Here is a 22,216-nt window from a genome sequence, read left to right on the forward strand (position 1 = left end):
CCTCCGATATATTATAGAAAGATAATGAAAAAATTAAATAAATATTAAAATGCATCTTCAATGTCAATTGAGGATGCATTTTTTTGACATTACGGAAGTCGTATGTTAAACTAGTGAGAGAATTATCGCTTAGTGGAATTAGACAGATACGGCAGAGAGAAAGAATATAAATATTTAATGAGGTGAGCGCAGTGGACAAGTATGAATATAAGTTAAAGACAGAACAAATGCTTGAACTTATGGAAGACGGTGCATATAATAAAGCGGCTGAAATCGCGGATACGATTGACTGGAAGAGAGTGCGGAATGTGACTATGCTGACAAATGTCAGTGACATATATGAGAAAAACAGAGAGTATCAAAAAAGTTATGATGTACTGAATATTGCCTATCACCGTGCTGAGGGGAGCAGAAAGGTGATTTACCGTCTGTGTACGCTTGCGTTGAAAACGGGAAATGTAGATGAGGCAATCGACTACTATGATGATTTTATGCAGGTAGCACCGAAAGATCCAAATCAGCATATTCTCAGATACCAGATTCTGCGCGCACAGAGAGCGCCTATTGAACAGCAGATCGAATCTTTGGAAGAGTTTAAGAAAGCAGAGTATATAGAAGAGTGGGCATATGAGCTGGCAAAGCTGTACCAGGAAGCCGGAATGACAGCAGAATGTCTGGAAGAGTGTGACGATTTAATTTTGTGGTTCAGCGAAGGTCAGTATGTGTATAAAGCAATGGAACTGAAAATGCAATATAAGCCGCTGACCCCATCACAGCAGGAAAAGTATGATCACAGATATGAAAAGCTGTCCTCGGAGACGGAGGAAATGCCTGATATTATCGAATACAGTGAGAAGAAAAAACAAAAAGAAGAACTGGATACAGAGCAGGCAGAAGAGGACAAAGCGGCAGAAGAGAGCGAAGAAGATAATACTGTCTCTAAAGCGGCGGAGGAAACCAAAGCAGAGGAAGCAGTCAAAAAAAATAAGATAGGAAGTACGATGCGCCTGGACGAGGCGCTGCAAAAGCTGCTTCATCCGTCAGAGGCGGAAAAGGATAAAGCGCAGGAAGAGGAAAATGAGATGGCAGGATTGGAAGATGCCATTGATGAGATAGAATCTGTAGTAGATTTGAATATTGTAAATGAGATTGCAGAAGAAAAAGAGGCAGTACAGGAGAAAAAGGAAAAGGTAAGATCTGTCTCTGTTTCAGGTGCAGTTACAGAGCTTACCGTTGATGATTCAGAACAATTGGAAGACGACGAGCTAATAGAGGACGAGGCAGAAGAGCGTATGGATGACAATGTAGTAATTGCTGATGCGGGAAATAAGAAAGAGGAAACTGTGGAAGAACAGGCAGAAGAGGTTGATGAGCAGGTAGAGGGGCAGATGAGCTTTGAAGATATTTTTGCGGACTGGGAAAGTCAGACCAAAGGTGCGTCTGTACAGGAAAAGCCGGCTAAAACGGAAAAAGAAGCTGACTTAGCCGCAGAGAAGTCAAAGAAGCCGGCAGAGCCGATTCTTCCGCCGGATATTCAACGTATGATTGATGAGATAGAGGGGGTTATTCCGCCAGAGGAACCAAAGCCGGCACCTGTCATACAGGAAGAAGAGGATCTTCCGCATGAGAATATGGGCAGATTGGCAGAGGAACTTCGGGTTGATGATGAGACAGAAGAATTTGAAGACTTCGATGATGTACTCGATGAGGAAGAGTATGAAGAAGAGGAGTCTGTTGAAGAGAATATGCCAAAGATTTCAGAGGAAGCAGAATTGATAAAAAATGATTCCGAAGAATGGCTGGAAGAGGATGACTCAGAAGAATTTCTGGATGAAGAGGAAGAAGAGATACTTTATGATGATTTAGAAGAAGACATTGAAGAAGAATTTTTGGACGATGCTGAGGAAGAAGATGCAGATACTGAATTTGCGGGCAACAGTGCAGATGATATTCTGGACGAAGATGATGAGATTATAGAAGACGCCGAAGACTTTCTTGAAGATGAGGGAGAGGAAGTCTGGGAAGAGGATGCGGAAGAACTATCAGAAGACGAGGCTTTGGAGGAAGATGGATTCGAAGAAGTAACAGAGGAAAGAGAGAAAATCGATTTGGAAGAAGAATTCCGCCCGAATCCGAAACACAGTATGGAGCCGGACGACAGGGAAATTCCAGATGATGACGATGATGGAATGGATATTCTGTCTGCGACAACGCCGTTGAGCAGAAAAGAAACGGCAAAGATGATTGCGACAGGAAAGACAGCTCCGCTTCCACTGGATGAAATATCGGATGCTTTGTCAATGTCAGATACAGGGTTTGTCGTACATGGACGTTATGATTTGAAAACACAGAGTGGAATTGGTACACGTGCAGGTTTGACAGAAGAACAGAAGAAGCTATTCTCTTATTTCGTGCCGGTACGCGGTATGAGTGAACAGCTTGTGGATGTTCTTGAACAGGACAGAAACTGTACAAACCGAGAAGGAACTTCCAGAACAGGTAATCTGTTAATTATCGGAAACAAAGGAAATGGAAAGACTGTTCTGGCAGTAGATGTCGTGAAAGCAATTCAAAAGCAGAGAAATATCCGTCAAGGAAAGGTTGCGATTGTAACAGGCGATTCTCTGAATAAAAAGAAGATTAGTGATATTTTTAATAAACTGTATGGCGGAGCGCTTATTATCGAAAAAGCTGGCAAAATGAATGAGAAAACAGTTGCAAGATTGAACAAGGCTATGGAACGTGACACAGGAGAACTGCTTATTGTATTGGAAGAACAGCGCAAACCACTAGACAGACTACTCTCTTCTAACAGAGAATTCAGACGGAAATTTACCAGCCGTCTGGAAGTACCGATTTTTATCAATGATGAGCTCGTTACATTTGGCCAGACATATGCACAGGAGAATGGCTACCGGATTGATGAGATGGGAATTTTAGCGCTTTACAGCAGAATTGATTCTTTACAGAGAGAGGATCATGCTGTTACAGTTGCGGAAGTGAAGGAAGTTATGGATGAGGCGATCCAACATTCCCAGAAAGCTTCTGCCAAGAAACTTGTAAAAAGAGTATTTGGAAGAAATACGGATGATGCGGACAGGATTCTGCTGTCAGAGAAGGACTTTAATATTTAGAGGCACAGCTTTGCAAGTTGGCGGCAAACAATGTAAGTCACAAAAATGAAAAGAGCCTGTTCAGGTGTTTTATAGTGAACATCCTGAACAGGCTCTTTTTTGCTTTCAGTATAATAGTATTTCCGGCTCTCAAGAGTATTGGAATATTTGCCGGTAAACTAAGTGCTCTGTCCGGTATGAGCAATCAGAGAAGACGGAGTATTTCTAATATTGAAGTGTTTCTTGTTCCCACCCATAAATTGTTCCTGTTTCTGCGTCCATGTCAAAATCATATGCCATACCGTTATAGATAATTTCTCCTTCATAACTGTATCTGCCATCATCAAAATCCAGCTTCATACGAAGATTTTTTTCTGTAGCGCCAGATACTTTTTGCAGGACGGTGTTTTGCGCCTGTTCAGGTGTAATACTTGTTTGGGACTGGATATTAGCCACTTTATCTGTGTATTTCATGTCCTGCTTTAAGATAGTGCCGTCTGCCGTATTGATCTCATAATCATAATCTATATCCGGTGTGTAAATATCTACATCATAGAGGGAAAAACCATCGTCGAAATCTTGAAGGACTGTTACGGCAAGAGCATCGGTTTCAGATACTCCGGCCTGATTCAGCGCGATTGTTTTAGCTTCATCTGCAGAAATACCATTTTGTGTACGAGCGGAAGAACGATTGACGGAATTGCTATTTTGCGGCGACTGGCTGTTGCCGGCGGAAGAGTTGGAGGCAGTGGTGCTTTTGTCTTGTGCCGGCGCTTCGGCTAAATCAGCATTTTGGCATCCTGCCAGAGCAGATACAGTAAGTGCGGTTCCCAATAATAAAGTAACGATTTTTTTATTCATAGTATTTTCTCCTTTTGTTTATGAATTTACTTTTTATGTGTTTATTATGAAAGACAAAAATTAAAATAAGATTAAAAAATATCATTAAATACTTAAGTTTTTTAGGGGGGGGGGCGATATATAAAATAGGCGGCGTGATGAAGCGGCGCTAAAAAGGAGAGGTAGACGTGCCCCTTCTGGGACAGGAATAACATATGAGACAGAAAAGGAAAGCTTTTTCCTCAGACGGCGGTTTCACCGCGCGGTGTATCGGCCGACACCGCGTAATGAGATAAATGCAGGGGTAAAGGATAACCCCGTTTCATAACAAGGAGGTAAACTTATGAGAATCCAACACAACATAGCGGCATTAAATTCCTACCGCAATTTGACAAACAACAACAGCGCGGTATCTAAAAACTTAGAGAAGCTTTCATCCGGTTACAAGATCAACCGTGCAGGAGACGACGCGGCAGGGCTGGCGATCTCCGAAAAGATGAGAGCACAGATCACAGGTCTTGAGACAGCGCAGAAAAACGCGAACGACGGTATCTCCCTCGTACAGACAGCAGAGGGCGCTCTGACAGAGGTACACTCTATGTTAAACCGTATGGTAGAGCTGGCAGACCAGTCCGCAAACGGAACCTATCAGGATGAGGTAGACCGTGAAAACCTGCAAAAAGAGATGCAGTCCTTAAAAGACGAGATCAACCGTATCTCTGAATCCACAAACTTCAACGGAATCAATCTGCTGGATGGCTCCCTGGCTGCGAAAGACGGAGCGGCGACAGTAAACACAACATTTGGAAACACAGCGGCAACTGTAACTGCATCAGGTGGAGCTACATTCTCACAGGAGCTCACATTACAGGCAGCAGCTAAGGCTAATAATGAGCAAACGCTCAACTTTAAATATCTGGATAAGGACGGAAACGTACAGAGTGCGACAGTTACATTTACAGGTTCTACGACAGCGGCAGATAATGCTACTGCAGCAGCTAAGGCGTTGCAGGAAGTATTCGGCGACGGCTATAATGTGACCGCAAGCAATGGGAAGATTACAATAGCGGCAAAAGAAAAGGGAGCAGACCAGACACAAATTATATCCGTTGAACAGCTAGACGCCGGGAAAGCAACAACAACGGCTCCTACGATAGGCACGTTGACAGCAGGAAAAGCAGACGTTTTTGAAGTAGACTTGACAAATACTGCCATTACTGCTACAGATGGAAAGTATCAGGATAATGTGATTGAGATAGATGGACAGAAATTCCAGATTGTGGTGAGAGGAAGCAATCCGGATCTGGAGACAGGCGTGAAGGCGATCTATGTAGACCAGTCTTCGAACAACTTTGATGCGGATTCTGTAAAGAACATTGCAGAACAGTTGAAGGAATACGGCATTGACGCGTCAGCAGACGGAACGAAGCTGAAGATCAGCAAGTCTACAGACGGTTCAGCAAAAGGCGGGCTGACATTGCAGATTGGCGACACATCAGATGATTTCAACCAGCTTACAGTATCCGTCGGAGCGATGGACACGAATTCTCTCGGAATCGCGAACCTGGACATCAGCACACAGGCGGGAGCAAAGGCTGCCGTAGATGTCATTAAAAACGCGATCAACATGGTATCCTCTACACGCGGTGATTTGGGCGCGATCCAGAACCGTCTGGAACACACCATCAATAACTTAAGTGTGACAACAGAGAACATGACAGCAGCAGAAAGCCGTATCCGTGATGTAGACATGGCCGAGGAGATGATGGCTTACACGAAGAATAACATTCTGGTACAGTCCTCCCAGGCAATGCTTGCGCAGGCAAACCAGATTCCGCAGGGCGTTCTCCAGTTATTACAGTAATGCAGTATAAAAACGGGCAGACGTAGTTGTGCAGAGAGAAATATCAGATAAAAGGGGGCGTTTTCGCCCCCTTTGATAAGAAAAATCAGGAGAAATCCATAAATAAGAAGGATTTCTCCTGATTTTTTATGTGCTTTTACTCATAAAAGGAGCTTATATTTATGCAGAGTATGCAATTGGCTTTTTATAACAATCCTTTTTACTCTTTTACTTAAATGAAAAATATAGAAAAGTTATATATTATTATAGAATATTGTATTAAAAAACAATAAAAATGTCTAATATAATATATTCATAATCAAGAGCGCTCTGAAGAAGATATAAAAATGAGGAGGAAATATGATGAAAAAGAGACTATTTGCCGCATTGTTGGCAGGTATGATGGTTGTTTCTATGGCAGGATGCGGATCATCAGACAAGGAAAGTAAAAAGGATTCAAATGGGAAACAGGATTTGGTTATTATGATTACAAATCCAGGTGAAGTAAATGAAGCTGTAGAAAAAAAGCTGATTGATCAATTGGGCGATAAGTATAATATTGTTACGAAAACATGGAATTCAGCAAATGTGGAACAGACAGTAAAAACAGCTGCTGCGGCGAATGAACAGATTGACTTGGTTCAATATTGGCCGAATCAGATGAACAGCTTTACCTCCGTAGACCTGGCGACAGATCTGACGGAATATATGGATGACGAGTGGGCAGCTACATTTAACGAAGGAATGTTGGACATAGGAACATATGACGGAAAACTATATAATGTACCATATAAGACAGTGTATCCGGCAATGATCGTAGACTATGAAGTGACGCGTGCGGCAGGAATTGACGACAGTGAGATTAAAGAGCAGATGACATGGGACGAGTTCCTTGACTTATGCAGAAGGATTGAGGAAAATACCGATGCTTCCGGAGCAGGAGTGCAGGCTGAATATGCATGCTGGCTCGTAAGAAATGCGGAAATGCAAATTTGGGATACGGATGAGGAACTGGATGCATGGAATGCAGGAGAGGTTTCTTTCAAAGATCCAAAGATTATCGAAGCGATGGACATGGTAAAAGCGGTGTTTGACGAAGGACTTTTCTATCCGGGAGAAGGCGCTCTTGCTGTTACGCCAGACCAACTATATGGAGCAATGTCTTCCCATAAAGTAGGATTTTCTTTCTTCCCGACAACATCTATTAAAGTAGCGCTGGACAATTCCGGTATTACAGACTATACAATTTGTGATTATCCGGCAATGGGAGACAATCCGACCAATCCGCTGCTTGGCGGCTGCGACGGATACTTTATTCCGACTTGCGCGAAGAATGTAGACGGTGCTGTAGAAGCAATGAAATTCCTTACCAGTGAGGAGATCAATACATTTCGTGCAGAGGGAGGACAGGTCCCGACAGCTAAGATAGCAGAGGGAGCAGAGATTGATGAAGAACTGATGACTGCGATCTCTAGATGCACAGACCAGATTTATCCGACTGAGATCATTAATGTCAGTGCAGAATTGTCCGATTACTTACAAAATCAGATGCCGGCAAATTATATTTATAATGGAGAAGCTGCTTTGGATGAACTAGAAGCACTCAGAGAGGCGGCAGTAAGTAATTAATAGTAAACAGGAACTTGATTTGTTACTGCCTCGAAACACATGTTTTGAGGCAGTAACTATGTTAAGCGATAAAAAGGAGGAGTTAAATTGACAGGCAGAAAAGTGGAAGCAGGACGGGCGGGAATATCGACTACACGAAAACTACAGCTTATTGGCGGGCTGTTTAGTCTGCCCGCTCTGGCAATGGTTATGTTTGCTACAATTATTCCGGTGGTGTGGAATATTGTATTGAGTTTTAATGAATGGAACGGCGTGACAGACATGCAGTTTACCGGGTTTTCCAATTATAAGGCACTGTTTGCGGACGACGCCAGTATGAAAGCGATAGGGTATTCCTTGGTAATTGCTTTAATAGCGACGGTTGTTTCTATGGCATTTGGAATTATTACCTCCCTTCTGATTTATAAAGTAACTAGAGTGGAAGGGGCGATCTATCGTTTCGTATTTTATAGTCCGGTTATGCTTCCTCTTTCAGTTGTAGGGTTGTTGTTTACTCTTGTACTTGCAACAGACGAAGGATTACTGAACAATATGCTGGCGGCGATCGGACTAGGAAATCTGCAGCAGGCATGGCTGGCACAGAAGGGCCTGGTGTTGGTTGTGATTGGTATTGTCCAGGGCTGGAGAAGCAGCGGTACTGTTATGATGCTGGTATACACAGGGTTGATTGGACTGCCTACAGACCTGTTTGAATCTTCTAAGCTGGATGGCGCTACATATAAGCAGGAAATACGTTATATTATCCTGCCCCTGCTTAGACCGACTATTCAGCTTGCACTGTCTATGTGTGTGATGAGCGCATTTAAGACGTATGATATTGTATTCGCGATGACAGGAGGAGGACCTGGGGATATTTCCAAGACGGCGCCTTTAAAGATTATCGAGCAGGCGTTTATGTTTAATAAATATGGACTTGCATCGGCTAACAGTGTATTTTATGCGTTGATCGTTGTTATAATCCTATTTATTTTAAGAAAAGGAATAGGAGGCGAAAAATATGAATACTAAGACCGCAGTTATGAAGCAGACGCATCAGAAGAAGATTTCTGTATTTGCAATTGTATGCAGGGTTGTCTTGATTGCCATGGTCGTAGTCTGGATATTCCCTATCTTGTTCTCACTGATGACATCTTTTAAAACACTGGACGAATTTTTCGCGAATATATGGGCACTGCCTAAACAGATAGGAATTGATAATTTTGTAAAAGCATTTTCACAGGGGCATATTGGAGAATATTTTATGAATAGTATTATCATTGCGGCGTGTTCTTTGATTTCGATTGAAATCATTTCCACGATGGCCGCGTATTCTCTTGCACGGTTACGTATTCCCTGCTCGGGAGCAATCATTATGGCATGCTTTGCAATCCAGCTTCTTCCGACAGAGACAATTATTATACCACTGTACAAAATGATGTCCAGTATGGGTATACTGGGAGTAAAATATTTACCGATTATTCTGGCGTATGTAGGATGGTCTATTCCGGGAACAACAGTTATCTTAAAGAATTTTTTTGATACGATTCCGAAGGAATTATTGGAAGCGGCGCGTATTGACGGTTCCGGTGAAATAAGAAACCTGTTTAAGATTGTACTGCCGTTGATGAAGGGAGCCCTGGCTACCTGTATTGTCATGAATTTTACGTTCGTGTGGGGAGAACTGATGTGGGCAAACACAGCGACGCTTACCACGACAGAAGGGCTGCCTCTGACTGTAGGACTTATGAATTTCAAGGGTGAATTTGGAACAGACTGGCCTCTGCTGTGCGCGGCGATCTGTATGATTATTATTCCTCTATATGTTGTGTTCCTTTTCTTACAGAAATATTTTGTCTCTTCACTTACTGCGGGGAGCGTAAAGGGCTAATATATAAAACAGACAGAAAAAAGGAGGGATACATCTATGAAAATTTATAATTTGCGAATCAATCATATTATAAATCCTCTGGGATACTGGTATAAGACGCTGACTGCCTCTTATTTAACAGAGAATGAGGAAGGACAGTGCCAGGACAGCGCCCGGATTCAAGTGTCAAAAGATCCGGAATTTACGAATATTGTTTTTGATACCGGAAGAAGCAGGGAGGTATCTGGTACAGGGACCCGCCTGGACGTAAAGTTAAGTCCCTGTACGCGGTATTACTGGAAAGTGCAGGTGTGGGATGAGAAGGGAAATACAGAAGAAAGTGATGCGGCATGGTTTGAAACCGGGCTGATGGATGTTCCTTTCCGGGGAATCAGTATCTCTCCTTGTTTTGACGAGGGCGTGCAGCCGGTTTATCAGAAAAGCTTCTATTTAGAGAAACGCCCCGAGATTTCCAGACTGTATATCGCCTGTCTGGGAGTATATGAGATTTTTTTGAACGGAGAGCGCGTAGGGGATGAAATGCTTGCGCCGGGTTTCACTGTGTATGAGAAGTATGTACAATATCAGACCTATGATATTTCCTCATATTTAAAAGCCGGTGAAAACAGTATAGAAATCAGCGCGGGAGACGGTTGGTATAAAGGAATGTACGGATACCGCCAGAATGATACATACAGATTTGGAAAACAGTTTGAACTGGTAACAGACTTATATGCGGACGGAGTATGCATTTTATCTTCTGATACGACATGGACAGTAAAAAAGAGTCAGATACTGGAGACAGATATGTATGACGGGGAAGTCTATGACGCTACATTTGAAAATACACAGGAGTATCCGGTGAAAAAAGGGCTGCTGGACAAAGCGGTATTAAAGGAGCGTCTCGGTGTTCCTGTAAAGGTTATGGAAATAGTAAAACCAAAAGCGATTCTGCATACGCCGGCAGGCGAGACTGTGATCGATATGGGACAGAATATGACCGGATATGTCAGTTTCGTGTGCAGGGAGCCGCGGGGAACAAAGGTGTTGCTTGAACATGGGGAAGTATTGCAGAACCAGTGCTTTTACAACCAGAATTACCGTACCGCAAAGGCACGTTATGTATATATTTCAGATGGTACACAAAGGCGTGTTCATGCAAGGTTATGCTTCTTCGGCTTTCAGTATATCAGAGTGAGCGGAATAAAAGACGTGTGTCTGGAAGATTTTGAAGGGCATGTACTTTACAGTGATTTGTCAATGACAGGAAGTTTAGAAACGGGACACAAACTTTTGAACCAGTTGATGAAAAATATTTTATGGAGTCAAAAGGGAAATTTCCTGGATATTCCGACTGACTGTCCGCAAAGAGACGAGAAAATGGGCTGGACAGGGGATGCGCAGATTTTTGCGGAAACAGCGTGCCTGAATATGGAATGTTATCCGTTCTTCAGAAAATATCTGCATGATATTGCGCTGGAACAGGAGGAGACAAAAGGACTGGTCCCGCAGATTGTTCCCTCTGTCGGAAGGAATGAGAGAACATCCGCAGCGTGGGGAGATGCGGCAGTCATTATTCCCTGGAAGCTGTATGAAATATATGGCGATACGTCTATTCTGGAAGAACAGTATGAAAGTATGAAAGAATGGATTAGCTATATTGACAGTGAAAACAGAAGAAACGGCACAAATCCTAATCTCTGGGAAAATGGTTTCCATTATGGGGACTGGCTTGCTATGGACGGCGGCTGTTATCATATGCCTACCGGAGGAACGGATGTATTTTATGTGTCTTCTGCTTATTTTTATTATTCTACAAGCTTACTGGCAAAGGCGGCAGAGGTACTGGGAAAATCAGAAGATGCGCGGTATTATCAGGATAAAGCAGAGGGAATACGGCAGGAAATTTTAAAGGAATATTTTACGGGAAACGGACGCCTTGCGATTGATACACAGACGGCGTATATCGTAGCGCTTGTATTTGAAATTGTAAAGGAGAAAGCGCAGAAGGAACTGATAAAGGGACAGTTCATACGCAGGATGAAAAAGGATGGAGGCAGTCTCAAAACAGGCTTTGTGGGAACCCCTTTCTTGCTGGAGGCTCTTTCTCTGTGTGACAGAAATGATATGGCATATCAGATTCTTCTGGACGAAGGGTTCCCGAGCTGGTTGTATCCGGTAAAAATGGGCGCTACGACGATGTGGGAAAGATGGGACGCTTTAAATCCGGACGGAAGTATGAGCAGTTCAGGAATGAACTCTCTGAATCACTATGCAAACGGCTCAGTAGAGGCATGGATCTATCACCATATAGCAGGGCTGCGTCCGGCCAAAGATGGAGCAGGATATAAGAGAGTCAAGATAGCGCCGATACCTGCGGCAAAGATAGGACATATAAAATATCAGTTTGAAAGTGCAAGCGGTACGTATCTGATTCAATGGAAGATAGAAAAACAGGACGATAGAGACAAATTCCAGCTTGAAATAAAAATCCCATTTGGAGCAGAGGCAGAAATTATACTTCCATTTGTAGGAGGAGAAGTAAAAGAAAATGGCAGTGTTATACAGTATGAAGGAACCATTATAAGAAAAGCGGGAAATTATTGTTATTCATATGTCTTGCAGAAAACGTTTAAAGCACACTATTCACTGGAAGACAGTGTAAAAGAGATGATAAAAAATCCGGCACTCAAAGAGTATCTTTATCAAAAAGTGCCTATGCTGGAAAAGGTGGATGGTGCGGAGATTCAGAAGATGACGTTAAAAGAAATGAGCAAGCTGCCGTTTTTCCTTGGAATTGGAACAAGGCTGGGACTTGGTGACGAGGTATTAAAGGAAATCGAGGAATATATTTCCGGAATTGAGAAATAAACATGCACGATGGGAAATGAAGGAGGAATTAAGAAGTATGCCTGAGATACTGACAGCAGGGGAAACAATGGCTGTTCTGGTGCCGGAGGGGACAGGTCCGCTGCATTATCACGACAGATACCAGTTAAAAGCAGCCGGAGCAGAAAGTAATGTGGCGATCGGAGTATGTAAGCTGGGGCACACTGCTTCTTTCCTTTCCCGTATCGGAGAGGATGAAATGGGGATTTTCATTTTACATACGCTTCGTGCGGAAGGAGTAGAGGTAAACAGAGTAAAAACAGATTCCGGCTATCATACGGGACTAATGTTAAAGGAGATAGACGAGAGAGGAACGAAGGTTTTTTATTACCGGGAAAATTCGGCTGCCAGTCATATGCAGACAGAGGACGTACAGGAAGAATTTCTGCAGGGAGTAAAGATTGTACATCTTACGGGAGTGACGCCTGTATTAAGTAAAAGCTGCAAGGAAGCTGTGGACAAATTATTTGCACTTGCACATCAGAAAAATATTCAGGTGTCTTTTGACCCAAACATACGCAAAAAGCTATGGGGAGATAAAGACTATAGCGAACTGATTAGAAATTATACGATGCAGGCGCAGATTGTATTGATAGGGTTAGATGAGGCCGAAATTTTACTGGAAACACGTGATAAAGACAAGATTTTTCATAGGTTATTTGTCAAAGGAAACGCAAGAATCGCAGCTATAAAGGATGGCGCAAACGGCGCTTTTGTATCAGATGGAAAGAGTATCGAAGAAATCCCGCCTTATCCCTGCCATCCGAAGGAAACAATAGGAGCAGGGGATGGATTTAATGCTGGATTCTTATGTGGAGTTTTAGAGGAAAAGCCTCTTGACATATGCGGAAAAATGGGCGCAGTGTGCGGAGCGCTAGCCACAGAGGTTACGGGAGACTTTGAGGGGTACCCGACACAAATACAGATGAAGCAGATTTTAAATGGAGAGCAGGAAATATTTAGATAAAAGCAGCCGCATTTAAAGGCAATTGGGAAATAGAGGAAACAATATGTTAGAAAGAGCAGATTTTAGAGAAATTTTAAAAGTAAATCCACTTCTTGCTATCTTGCGCAATGTAGAAGATGGAAAGCTGGAGCAGTATGTACAGACGGTAATGGACGGCGGCGTTTCTTTTTTTGAGGTCGCTTTAAATTCAAAAAACGCATTGGGGCAGATACGGAAACTAAAAGAAAGGTTTCAGAATGATATTTTGGTGGGTGCCGGAACGGTCATTACAGAAGAACTGGCGAAAAATGCGATGGAAGCCGGAGCGGACTTTTTGCTGTCACCCTCTACAGACATACAGGTATTGAAGTACTGCGATGAAAACCAGATTGCATTCTTGCCTGGGGCAATGACTCCTTCAGAGGTTACTACGTGTATGAGCTATGGCTATAGGGACATTAAATTATTTCCGGCGGGAGAGATGCCGATGTCTTATGTGAAAAGTCTGAAAGGTCCTTTGGACGGTACAGAATATGTGGCGATCGGAGGAGTAAATGAAGAGAATATCCAGGAATTTTTTAAGAACGGATATATCGGAGTTGGATTGGGAAGCAATATGATGCCGAAGGATATTGTGGAAAGAGAAGAATGGAATGTCGGCACAGAATATGTAAGGGAACTGGTGAGAAAAATAGGAGGTGTCAGATCATGAAGATAACAGAAGTAAATACATATTTCGTCCGCCCCAGGTGGGGATTTGTTGAGATTCTGACAGACGATGGATATACAGGCTGGGGAGAAGCGGTGTTGGAAGGACATACTGCAACAGTGCTTCAATGTGTACAGGAAATGAAAGAATACCTGCTGGGGCAGCAGGCAGGAGACATTGAGAGAATCTGGACGACTCTTTACCGCGCTGGCTTCTACCGCGGCGGCGGCGTACTGATGAGCGCTATCGCAGGAATCGATCAGGCGCTGTGGGATATTAAGGGCAAATATTTTTCAGCTCCGGTCTATGAATTGCTGGGAGGGGCGCAGAGAGACAAGATGCGGGTGTATTCTTGGATCGGAGGAGATCGCCCGTCTGATGTGGGACAGGCTGCGCTGGAAAAGAAGAACGCAGGGTTTACGGCGGTGAAAATGAACGCCACAGAGGAGCTGCAATATATTGACACCTATGAGAAGATAGACGCTGTGCTGAACCGTGTGGGAGCTATCCGGGATACATGCGGAAAATATTTTGGCATAGCGGTGGACTTTCACGGACGTGTACATAAGCCAATGGCAAAAATTCTCGCCAAGAAGTTAGAAGAGTTTGATCTGATGTTTATAGAAGAGCCGGTACTTTGTGAAAATATGGAAGATTTCAAAGAAATCGCGGCTTCCTGCGACATCCCTATCGCGACAGGAGAGAGATTGTACACAAGATGGGATTTTAAACGCCTGTTTTGCGCAGGAGGGGTAGATATTATTCAGCCGGATCTTTCCCATGCAGGAGGAATTACAGAAGTTAAAAAAATAGGCGCAATGGCAGAAGCCTATGATGTAGCGCTGGCGCCTCACTGTCCGTTAGGGCCGATTGCGCTTGCTTCCTGCTTAAATGTAGACGCGGTCTGCCATAATGCGGTGATACAGGAACAGAGTATGGGGATTCACTACAATGTAGGCAAGAGCGTGCTTGATTATGTGAAAAATAAAGAAGACTTCCAGTTTAAGGATGGCTTTGTGGAACTGCCCAAGCTTCCGGGATTGGGGGTAGAGGTTGATAAGGCTCTCGTGCTGGAGGAAAATAAGAATCCCCATAGCTGGAAAAATCCGGTCTGGCATCATGCGGATGGTTCGATTGCGGAATGGTAAATGAAAACCCATTATGTATCATGTGTGTGGGGGGGGGGCAGAGGGCTTTCGGAAAGAACCGGCATTTTTGCCGGTGTATTTCCGGAATGTTTTTGAAAAATAGGTATAGCTGTTAAAGCCTACTTCACTGGCAATCTCGCTGATAGATTTATTTGTGTATGTAAGCAAGGCGGTAGCTTTTTGTATTCTCAATTCAACTAAGTAGTCGGTGAAACTTTTTCCGACTTCTTTTTTAAATTTTGCCGAAATATAATTAGGCGTCCGGTTAAATTTTTCTGCAACGGACTCTACCGTCAGAGGCTCCTTGAAATGATCGCCTAAATAGACGCAGATGTTTTGTATGATATTCGAATAGGAATCTGCTGATAGTAAAGCATTATTTTGTAAAGACCGCAGGACAAATTTAACGAATGTATGAAAGAGAGTATCAAAATGTGTATGAGAGGCCAGGAGGCTTTGCTCGAACTCGAGGCTGGCTTCTAATTTCGTATGCCGGATGACATAAAAATACAGACGCTTAAAAAAGGCGGCAATATCAGACGGTTTATATTGTTTCTGACGACATTCTTTTTCAAAGGCTTCAAAGACATGGGATAATTCTTCCTGGTTTACGGAGAGTATACAGGAAGTGATCTGTTCTATATAGTCTTTTTGAACTGTTTCCTGAAATTCTGGCATAGTGACAGTCTGATAGTCCTGATAAAACAGCACAGAGCCGGGGAGTTCATAATATGCCATATCAAGGGCTGAGACCGCCTGCGAATAGGCGCAGTGGATTTCTGAAATACTGACAGTATCTGAAATGCCTGCGGTAATCTTAATATTTTTATCTGTGAAGCTTGTGTTTAGCTGTTTTATTTTATTTCTTAATTCCGTAAAGATGGTATGAGCAACCAGCTTTGAATAATCCCCTTTTCCAAGCAGCAAAAAAGAGTGTCCATCCAAAGGAAGGGGGAGCAGGCATTTTGTCTGATCCAAAAGTCCGGCTAAAGCGGAGTGGGGGAGTTCTGGAACAGGTACTTTTATATCAGAAGAATCTGCCCGTTCTACTTTTAAAACAGCGGCAAAGAGGAGATTGCTTTCTAATATAAGGTTGTATTTATATTCTAAAAATTTTTTAAAGCGGTTTGTACTGTCGATTCTTTTCCCGGCAAGAAGAGTGTTTATAAAAATTTTTTCGTATACATTGTAGTAATCGCGGCTTTCCTGTCTTACATCCAGCAGAACCCGGACATTTTTCATAACGAGTTCAATCAGCTTCCGGGGTTTGACAGGCTTTAGAATATAGTCGTCAGCTCCCAGGCGAATGGCTTTCTGCGCATATTCAAATTCGGAATAGGCACTTAGAAGTATATAGCGGCAAGATTTGTCCAGAGTTCGCACTTTTTCCAGAAGTTCGATTCCGTCCATATTGGGCATGCATATATCCGCTATGATAATATCCGGAGAGAAACCATTTATTTTCTGCCAGGCTTCTAATCCGTCTGCACATGCGCAGACATCATCTATTCCATATTCCTGCCAGTTAATTCCGTACGCGATGCCTTCACGGACTTGCAGGTTGTCATCCACAATCATTAGCTTCATTGCTTTCCTCCTCAATTTTTATCTTTATTTTTACCATGCATCCCCAGTTTTTCTTGCTATATATTGTGAGCCCATAACCATCGCCGTAAGTAAGGCGTATCCGTTCACTGATATTTCGAAGGGCGAATGCAGTATGTCCTGTACTGTTTTGGATGAGTTCCATAAGCTTTTTAGAATCACAGCCAATACCATTATCCAAAATTACAATTTCTAAATCTTTTGCTTTCCGGCGCATCCGGATTTTTACCTTTCCTCCCTGGCGGACATCTTTTAGTCCATGATTTACAGAATTTTCAATGGGAGGTTGAAGCAGAAGCTTTGGAATTCTACAGGTATAGAGTGATTCAGGTATATCTAAGACAAAATCAATCCGGTCTCCCATCTGACACTCCAGAAGAAAGAGATAATTTTCAATAAATGCCACCTCCTGCCTGACAGAGATAATATTTTTGTCAAACTGGAGAATATGACGGTATATATCGGCAAGGGCTTCCAGCTGTTCGCTGACTTCGTAATCCTTATTCTGATAAGCAAGCCAATGGATAGAATCAAGGGCATTGTATAGAAAATGAGGATTCATTTTGGCGAGCAGCATTTCACGTTCTGCGTCCTTAGTTTTTATTGTCTGTAAATATACCTGATTGATCAAATCATTGATATGGGAGACCATATCTTCAAATCCACGTTCGACATTTCCAATTTCATCATAGGCTGTTTCGTAAGATTCTTTTTCGAGCACACCGCTTTTTACAATATTAATCCGGTGAGAAAGCCGCTGCAAAGGATTTAAAATTGTCTTATTCTGTATCATTCCATAAACAACGCCAAATACAATACAAAAGAACAAGACACCCAAAATATAAAGGAGCTGTGTATCATAGATATTCAGTTTGTCCATTGTCTGGACGAGATACCATCCTCCAGTTTCGCATCTTGCGTACAAAACCATTTGCCTGCTTGTCGCTGAGACAGAAAAATAGCCTGAACTATAGAGTCTGTCCTGGCTTTCCAAAAGATGAATAAATTGTTCCCCGTCTCTTGATTCTGTTTCTTTTTCAAAAAGTATCTTGCCATCTGGTGTACAGACAAGAACATTTTGAATGGCAGTTTCTCCTTCTGATCCGGTTGGGGCTATGGCTTCCAGGATTTGTGAAACATCCAGATATATGCGGACTGTACCTTGCTTGTTGTAGGTCATATCCTGCAAAATTGTAGTTTCATATATGATTTCATCTAATAGAAATGAATGAATACCTCTCTCAAAAAAGACATTTGATGAACTTTCCCATTTGGAGAGAGGCTGCGTTTGCTCTTGACCAGATGATGAAACTTCAGAAAGATATTGTTCGCCGCGTTGAAACAATATTTTTCCATCGCGGATAACAGCAATACAACTGCAATAGTCAATTTTATCACTGGCTGCCGTCATACGTTCTGAAGCAGTACGGTAATCCATGACAGAGGCACTCCCCTCTGCGATTGCCTGCACAGAGCTGTCATAGGCAAGAGACTGTGCCTCCTGCTCTGCCATGGTGCATAAATTTTCTAATTCTTTGGCAGATTTAGTAAGCTGACTGATTTGTGCCTCATACTGATTTTGCGCACTTAAATCAATAACACGAAGGGCAGTGTATAAACCGAGCAAAACCATGGGAATGATAATGCATGTGATCAGAGCAATTAACATTTTTTGACGTATGGACAGGCGGCTGATAACATTTTTAAAATAGTGTCTTATTTTATATAACATGACATATCCTCTTTTTAATAAGCTGTATTTTAATAAAAACAGTATGTAAGTACTGTTTATATTTTATCATAAACAATCTTTCGTATCAAAGAAAAGTGTAACAGTTCAGCCCACGCCATTCGTAAAACTGCACTGCGTGCTTATCGTGGCTGCCGCCACCGTTTTACTCATTGATGGGCGTTTAAGCTCATACAGATGTACACTCGCAAAAACATGCAGGCATGTTTTATGCTTCCCGCACACTGTAAGGCTGAAATGTTACAGAAAAGTAAAGAAAGGCGCTGCTTTTCCTTTTATTTTTTGGGTATATAAAGTATAATGAGACTATATAAAAACGAGCTGTGAGGTGGGCTTATGGGAAAGAAGAAAAGCAAACAAAAGAAAGTTCTTCCTTATGAAATCGGAGAACTTGACCAGTATCTTTTTGGTCAGGGGACACATTATGAGATCTACCAGAAGATGGGCGCCCATAAGGCGGTCAGAAATGGAAAAAGTGGCGTGTATTTTGCTGTGTGGGCGCCTCATGCAAGAAGGGTTGCGGTCGTGGGTGAGTTTAATGACTGGGATTTTGAGGCAGATTATATGGAGAGACAGGAGCCGGTAGGAATATATACCTGCTTTGTTCCTGAGGCGAAAGAAGGAGATTTGTATAAATATTGTATTGAGACAAAACAGGGAAAACGGATTTTTAAAGCAGATCCGTTTGCTAATTATGCAGAACTCCGTCCCGGAACAGCTTCAAGAATTACAGACATCCATAATTTAAAATGGACAGATCAGCTATGGATGGAAGGACGTAAAACGTGGGACAATAAGAAAAGTCCCATGTCTATTTATGAGGTGCACCCAGGTTCCTGGATGAGACATCCGGGAAGAGAGGATGAGGGCTTCTACACATATCGGGAATTTGCTAAGGCAATTACGAAATATGTAAAGGAAATGGGATATACACATGTAGAGCTGATGGGAATAGCAGAGCATCCATTTGACGGCTCGTGGGGATACCAGGTAACAGGATATTATGCGCCTACATCACGGTATGGAACACCGGAAGATTTTGCATATATGATTAATTACCTGCACCGAAATAAAATCGGCGTGATTTTGGATTGGGTTCCGGCACATTTCCCAAGGGATGTACATGGGCTGGCCGATTTTGACGGCACTCCGACGTTTGAATATGCAGATCCTAAAAAAGGAGAACATCCGGACTGGGGAACGAAGATTTTCGATTATGGGAAGCCGGAAGTGCAGAATTTCTTAATTGCAAATGCATTGTTCTGGATTGAACATTACCATGTGGACGGTCTGCGGGTAGATGCGGTGGCTTCCATGCTGTATCTGGATTATGGCAAGCAGGACGGACAATGGACAGCAAACAAATACGGCGGAAACGAAAATTTGGAAGCAATTGCGTTCTTTAAGCATTTAAACTCGGTAGTACTCGGCAGAAATCATGGCTGTGTTATGATTGCAGAGGAGTCTACGGCATGGCCGAAAGTGACGGGGACTCCGGAGGAAGATGGACTGGGATTTAGCCTGAAATGGAATATGGGATGGATGCATGATTTTACAGAATATATGAAGCTAGACCCGCTGTTCCGTAAAAATGCACATCATATGATGACATTTGCCATGTCTTATGCATACAGTGAGAATTATATTCTGGTACTTTCACATGATGAAGTAGTGCATTTAAAATGCTCCATGATCAACAAAATGCCAGGAGAAGGTTTTGATAAATTTGCGAATCTGAAAGCGGGATATGCTTTTATGATGGGGCATCCGGGGAAGAAGCTTTTGTTTATGGGACAAGAATTTGGTCAGCTGCGTGAATGGAGCGAGGAAAGAGAACTGGATTGGTTCCTTCTGTCAGAACTGCCGCATCAGCAGTTACAGGCATGGTATCGTGATTTGCTGCATCTTTATAAGAAAAACAGGGCAATGTATGAGCTGGATACAGATCCTGAAGGGTTTGAATGGATCAACGCAAATGATGGTTTCCGCAGTATTTTTAGTTTTGTGAGACACTCTAAGGACGGAAAGAAAAACCTTCTGTTTGTCTGTAACTTCACGCCGGTAGAAAGACCGGACTATTGCGTGGGTGTTCCGCGCAGAAAACAATATAAATTAATTCTAAACAGTGATGATATAAAATATGGCGGTAAGGGAGAAGTAAGACCGGAAATTTATAAAGCTGTAAAAAAAGAATGTGACGGCAGAAAATACTCCTTCGCATATCCACTGCCGGCATATGGAGTAGCGGTATTTGAATTTTGAATATAAAGTTAACTGACAAAAATGATCCGCGCAAGAGGGAGTGTATTGCAACGTTCGTCAGGGCTTCGCCGAAATTCCTCGCTTTTGCAACATACTCCCTCCCTCGCTTACACTTTCGCCAGCTTAAGTTTATATTTCCAAACGGAAGAAATCGGCTTCACACTGCTATGTATTTCCGAGCGGAAGTAAACAAATTTTTCTGGTTGGGAACTCGTGGCAGTGTGAAGTCGCTCTCTTATTTATAAAATTTAACTAGCAAAGTTGCCTTCCAAACGAGGAAGGTATTTTTGCCAGTTAACTTTATATTACTCTTCTGTCGAAGCTTCCTTTTATTCCTAGTTCTTCCCGGTATTTGGCGATAGATCTTCTTGAGACATGGACATTTTGCTCTGCGAGTAATTTTACAAGAGTCTGATCACTGTAGGGCTTCTTTTTATTTTCTGATTCGATAAATTCTTTAATAAACTGTTTTACCACCATAGGTGTAATGTCTGCGTTATCGTGAGAGGAGACAGATGAAGCGAACAGGTTCTTTAAAAAGAGACTTCCACCTGTATACTGCAGATATTTACCTTTTACTGCGCGGCTTACAGTGGAGGTATGGATACCCGCGCGGTTGGCGACGTCAGACATGGTCATAGGAATGAGAGCCGCGTTGTTCTCAAAGAAATCGCGTTGTATATCCAGAATGATTTCTGCAATAGAAAGGATGGTTTGTCGTCGTTGCTCGATACTGTTCAAAATAAATTGAACGCGGCGCAGCTTTTCTTTGAAATAGGAAATGAGTTCTGTATCAGAAGAGGAACTCATCATTTTGAGGTAATAATCGTTTAATGAGTAATTTCCGACCCAGGAATCATTGAGACGTATCGTCCAGTTATCAGCTTCTTTTTCAAAGATGATGTCGGGTATAATATAGCTGTTTGTGCCAGAACTAAACCCAGAGAGGGGGCGGGGATTCAAACGTGTAATAATTTCTATGTTTTTCCGCACCTCTGTTGTGGGAATATGCAAGGAACGGGAAATATTACTGATTTTACCTTCTGCCATATCATTTAAGTGATAGAGTATCATCTGTGTTAAGACTTCACTGTTTATATCTAGCGCATCTAGCTGATGAAGCAGACTTTCCTGGAGCCCGGGTGAAAAAATGCCATAAGGCTCCAGCTGCTGTAGTGTATAAAGACACTGTTTTACAAAATCAACAGAGACGCTATTTTTTTCGGCGACCTCTTTAACCGGCATAGTAAAAAAACCACTGTCATCCAGGCAGCCAATCAGATAAATAAAAAGCTTCCATTCCTGGTGAGAATATAGTTTCATGTCAAGCTGAGATAACAGATACTCCTCAAGAGTATTTTCTTTTGGGGCTGAAAAATCTCGGCTGCGCCGATCCTCCTCATCTGTAGAGATGTAAGCGCTGCCAGATGGCTCATAATAAGAGGTTAAAGGTTCAGAATAGCTGTTTTCAGAAGTGTCTCCATTATGTTCCATCATTGGATTCTCAAGATATTCATTTTTTAGGAGCTGATTCAGTTCAATGCTGTCCATTGCGAGGATTTCCAGAGACTGTATTTGTGACTGGGACAGCTGCTGACGCTGCTGTAAGGTTAAATCTAGGCTCATAGTAAAACAC

Annotated in this window: 14 protein-coding genes; 10 read left to right on the plus strand and 4 right to left on the minus strand. The window is 42.5% G+C overall.

Going from position 1 to position 22,216, the window contains the following annotated elements; all coding sequences use genetic code 11:
- The first annotated feature begins 227 nt into the window (after positions 1-227).
- Positions 228-3,134 (plus strand): AAA family ATPase, encoded by a 2,907-nt coding sequence (locus tag H8S37_RS13745; RefSeq protein WP_207723970.1) that lies wholly within the window; start codon positions 228-230, stop codon positions 3,132-3,134.
- A gap of 204 nt (positions 3,135-3,338) precedes the next feature.
- Here the strand turns inward: H8S37_RS13745 and H8S37_RS13750 are convergent, their stop codons facing one another.
- Positions 3,339-3,974, minus strand: coding sequence for a PepSY domain-containing protein (locus H8S37_RS13750; RefSeq protein WP_186876637.1), 636 nt, complete (start codon positions 3,972-3,974; stop codon positions 3,339-3,341).
- Positions 3,975-4,296: 322 nt separating this feature from the next.
- On the opposite strand from H8S37_RS13750, the gene H8S37_RS13755 reads away from it, so the two are divergent.
- The 8 genes from H8S37_RS13755 (at position 4,297) to dgoD (ending at position 14,963) form a co-directional block, all read left to right on the plus strand.
- Complete coding sequence (locus tag H8S37_RS13755; RefSeq protein WP_186876638.1) at positions 4,297-5,817, plus strand: flagellin N-terminal helical domain-containing protein; 1,521 nt, start codon at positions 4,297-4,299, stop codon at positions 5,815-5,817.
- Positions 5,818-6,156: 339 nt separating this feature from the next.
- On the plus strand, positions 6,157-7,425 hold the full coding sequence (locus H8S37_RS13760; RefSeq protein WP_186876639.1) for an ABC transporter substrate-binding protein: 1,269 nt from the start codon (positions 6,157-6,159) through the stop codon (positions 7,423-7,425).
- A gap of 87 nt (positions 7,426-7,512) precedes the next feature.
- On the plus strand, positions 7,513-8,433 hold the full coding sequence (locus tag H8S37_RS13765) for a carbohydrate ABC transporter permease (RefSeq protein ID WP_186876640.1): 921 nt from the start codon (positions 7,513-7,515) through the stop codon (positions 8,431-8,433).
- On the plus strand, positions 8,423-9,292 hold the full coding sequence (locus tag H8S37_RS13770; RefSeq protein WP_186876641.1) for a carbohydrate ABC transporter permease: 870 nt from the start codon (positions 8,423-8,425) through the stop codon (positions 9,290-9,292). The genes H8S37_RS13765 and H8S37_RS13770 overlap by 11 nt, the downstream gene beginning before the upstream one ends.
- A 36-nt stretch (positions 9,293-9,328) precedes the next feature.
- Positions 9,329-12,142: an alpha-L-rhamnosidase gene (locus tag H8S37_RS13775; RefSeq protein ID WP_186876642.1), complete on the plus strand. Its 2,814-nt coding sequence runs from the start codon at positions 9,329-9,331 to the stop codon at positions 12,140-12,142.
- A gap of 37 nt (positions 12,143-12,179) precedes the next feature.
- A complete protein-coding gene (locus H8S37_RS13780) occupies positions 12,180-13,127 on the plus strand; it encodes a sugar kinase (protein ID WP_186876643.1) in 948 nt (315 codons plus the stop codon).
- A gap of 43 nt (positions 13,128-13,170) precedes the next feature.
- Entirely contained in the window at positions 13,171-13,818 is a 648-nt protein-coding gene (locus H8S37_RS13785) for a bifunctional 4-hydroxy-2-oxoglutarate aldolase/2-dehydro-3-deoxy-phosphogluconate aldolase (protein WP_186876644.1), read from the plus strand.
- Positions 13,815-14,963: a galactonate dehydratase gene (dgoD, locus tag H8S37_RS13790; RefSeq protein ID WP_186876645.1), complete on the plus strand. Its 1,149-nt coding sequence runs from the start codon at positions 13,815-13,817 to the stop codon at positions 14,961-14,963. The genes H8S37_RS13785 and dgoD overlap by 4 nt, the downstream gene beginning before the upstream one ends.
- 18 nt (positions 14,964-14,981) lie before the next feature.
- Here the strand turns inward: dgoD and H8S37_RS13795 are convergent, their stop codons facing one another.
- Both H8S37_RS13795 and H8S37_RS13800 read right to left on the minus strand, forming a co-directional pair.
- A complete protein-coding gene (locus tag H8S37_RS13795; protein ID WP_186876646.1) occupies positions 14,982-16,550 on the minus strand; it encodes a response regulator transcription factor in 1,569 nt (522 codons plus the stop codon).
- Entirely contained in the window at positions 16,528-18,300 is a 1,773-nt protein-coding gene (locus tag H8S37_RS13800; RefSeq protein ID WP_186876647.1) for a sensor histidine kinase, read from the minus strand. Before H8S37_RS13800 ends, H8S37_RS13795 begins: the two co-directional genes overlap by 23 nt.
- Positions 18,301-18,654: 354 nt before the next feature.
- Here H8S37_RS13800 and glgB point away from each other — a divergent pair, with 354 nt between their 5' ends.
- Positions 18,655-20,580: a 1,4-alpha-glucan branching protein GlgB gene (glgB, locus tag H8S37_RS13805; protein ID WP_186876648.1), complete on the plus strand. Its 1,926-nt coding sequence runs from the start codon at positions 18,655-18,657 to the stop codon at positions 20,578-20,580.
- Between the two features lie 300 nt (positions 20,581-20,880).
- Here glgB and rpoN read toward each other — a convergent pair whose 3' ends face one another.
- Entirely contained in the window at positions 20,881-22,206 is a 1,326-nt protein-coding gene (gene rpoN, locus H8S37_RS13810) for an RNA polymerase factor sigma-54 (protein WP_186876649.1), read from the minus strand.
- Positions 22,207-22,216 lie beyond the last annotated feature (10 nt).

The sequence above is a fragment of the Mediterraneibacter hominis genome (assembly GCF_014287475.1).
In the GTDB taxonomy this organism is placed as follows: Bacteria; Bacillota; Clostridia; order Lachnospirales; family Lachnospiraceae; genus Mediterraneibacter; species Mediterraneibacter hominis.

Excerpts from the sequence above, each read along its gene's own strand:
- H8S37_RS13745 (WP_207723970.1), top strand. The coding sequence starts at position 228 with ATGCTTGAACTTATGGAAGACGGTGCATATAATAAAGCGGCTGAAATC.
- H8S37_RS13750 (WP_186876637.1), bottom strand. The coding sequence starts at position 3,974 with ATGAATAAAAAAATCGTTACTTTATTATTGGGAACCGCACTTACTGTA.
- H8S37_RS13755 (WP_186876638.1), top strand. The coding sequence starts at position 4,297 with ATGAGAATCCAACACAACATAGCGGCATTAAATTCCTACCGCAATTTG.
- H8S37_RS13760 (WP_186876639.1), top strand. The coding sequence starts at position 6,157 with ATGATGAAAAAGAGACTATTTGCCGCATTGTTGGCAGGTATGATGGTT.
- H8S37_RS13770 (WP_186876641.1), top strand. The coding sequence starts at position 8,423 with ATGAATACTAAGACCGCAGTTATGAAGCAGACGCATCAGAAGAAGATT.
- H8S37_RS13775 (WP_186876642.1), top strand. The coding sequence starts at position 9,329 with ATGAAAATTTATAATTTGCGAATCAATCATATTATAAATCCTCTGGGA.
- H8S37_RS13780 (WP_186876643.1), top strand. The coding sequence starts at position 12,180 with ATGCCTGAGATACTGACAGCAGGGGAAACAATGGCTGTTCTGGTGCCG.
- H8S37_RS13785 (WP_186876644.1), top strand. The coding sequence starts at position 13,171 with ATGTTAGAAAGAGCAGATTTTAGAGAAATTTTAAAAGTAAATCCACTT.
- dgoD (WP_186876645.1), top strand. The coding sequence starts at position 13,815 with ATGAAGATAACAGAAGTAAATACATATTTCGTCCGCCCCAGGTGGGGA.
- H8S37_RS13795 (WP_186876646.1), bottom strand. The coding sequence starts at position 16,550 with ATGAAGCTAATGATTGTGGATGACAACCTGCAAGTCCGTGAAGGCATC.
- H8S37_RS13800 (WP_186876647.1), bottom strand. The coding sequence starts at position 18,300 with ATGTTATATAAAATAAGACACTATTTTAAAAATGTTATCAGCCGCCTG.
- glgB (WP_186876648.1), top strand. The coding sequence starts at position 18,655 with ATGGGAAAGAAGAAAAGCAAACAAAAGAAAGTTCTTCCTTATGAAATC.
- rpoN (WP_186876649.1), bottom strand. The coding sequence starts at position 22,206 with ATGAGCCTAGATTTAACCTTACAGCAGCGTCAGCAGCTGTCCCAGTCA.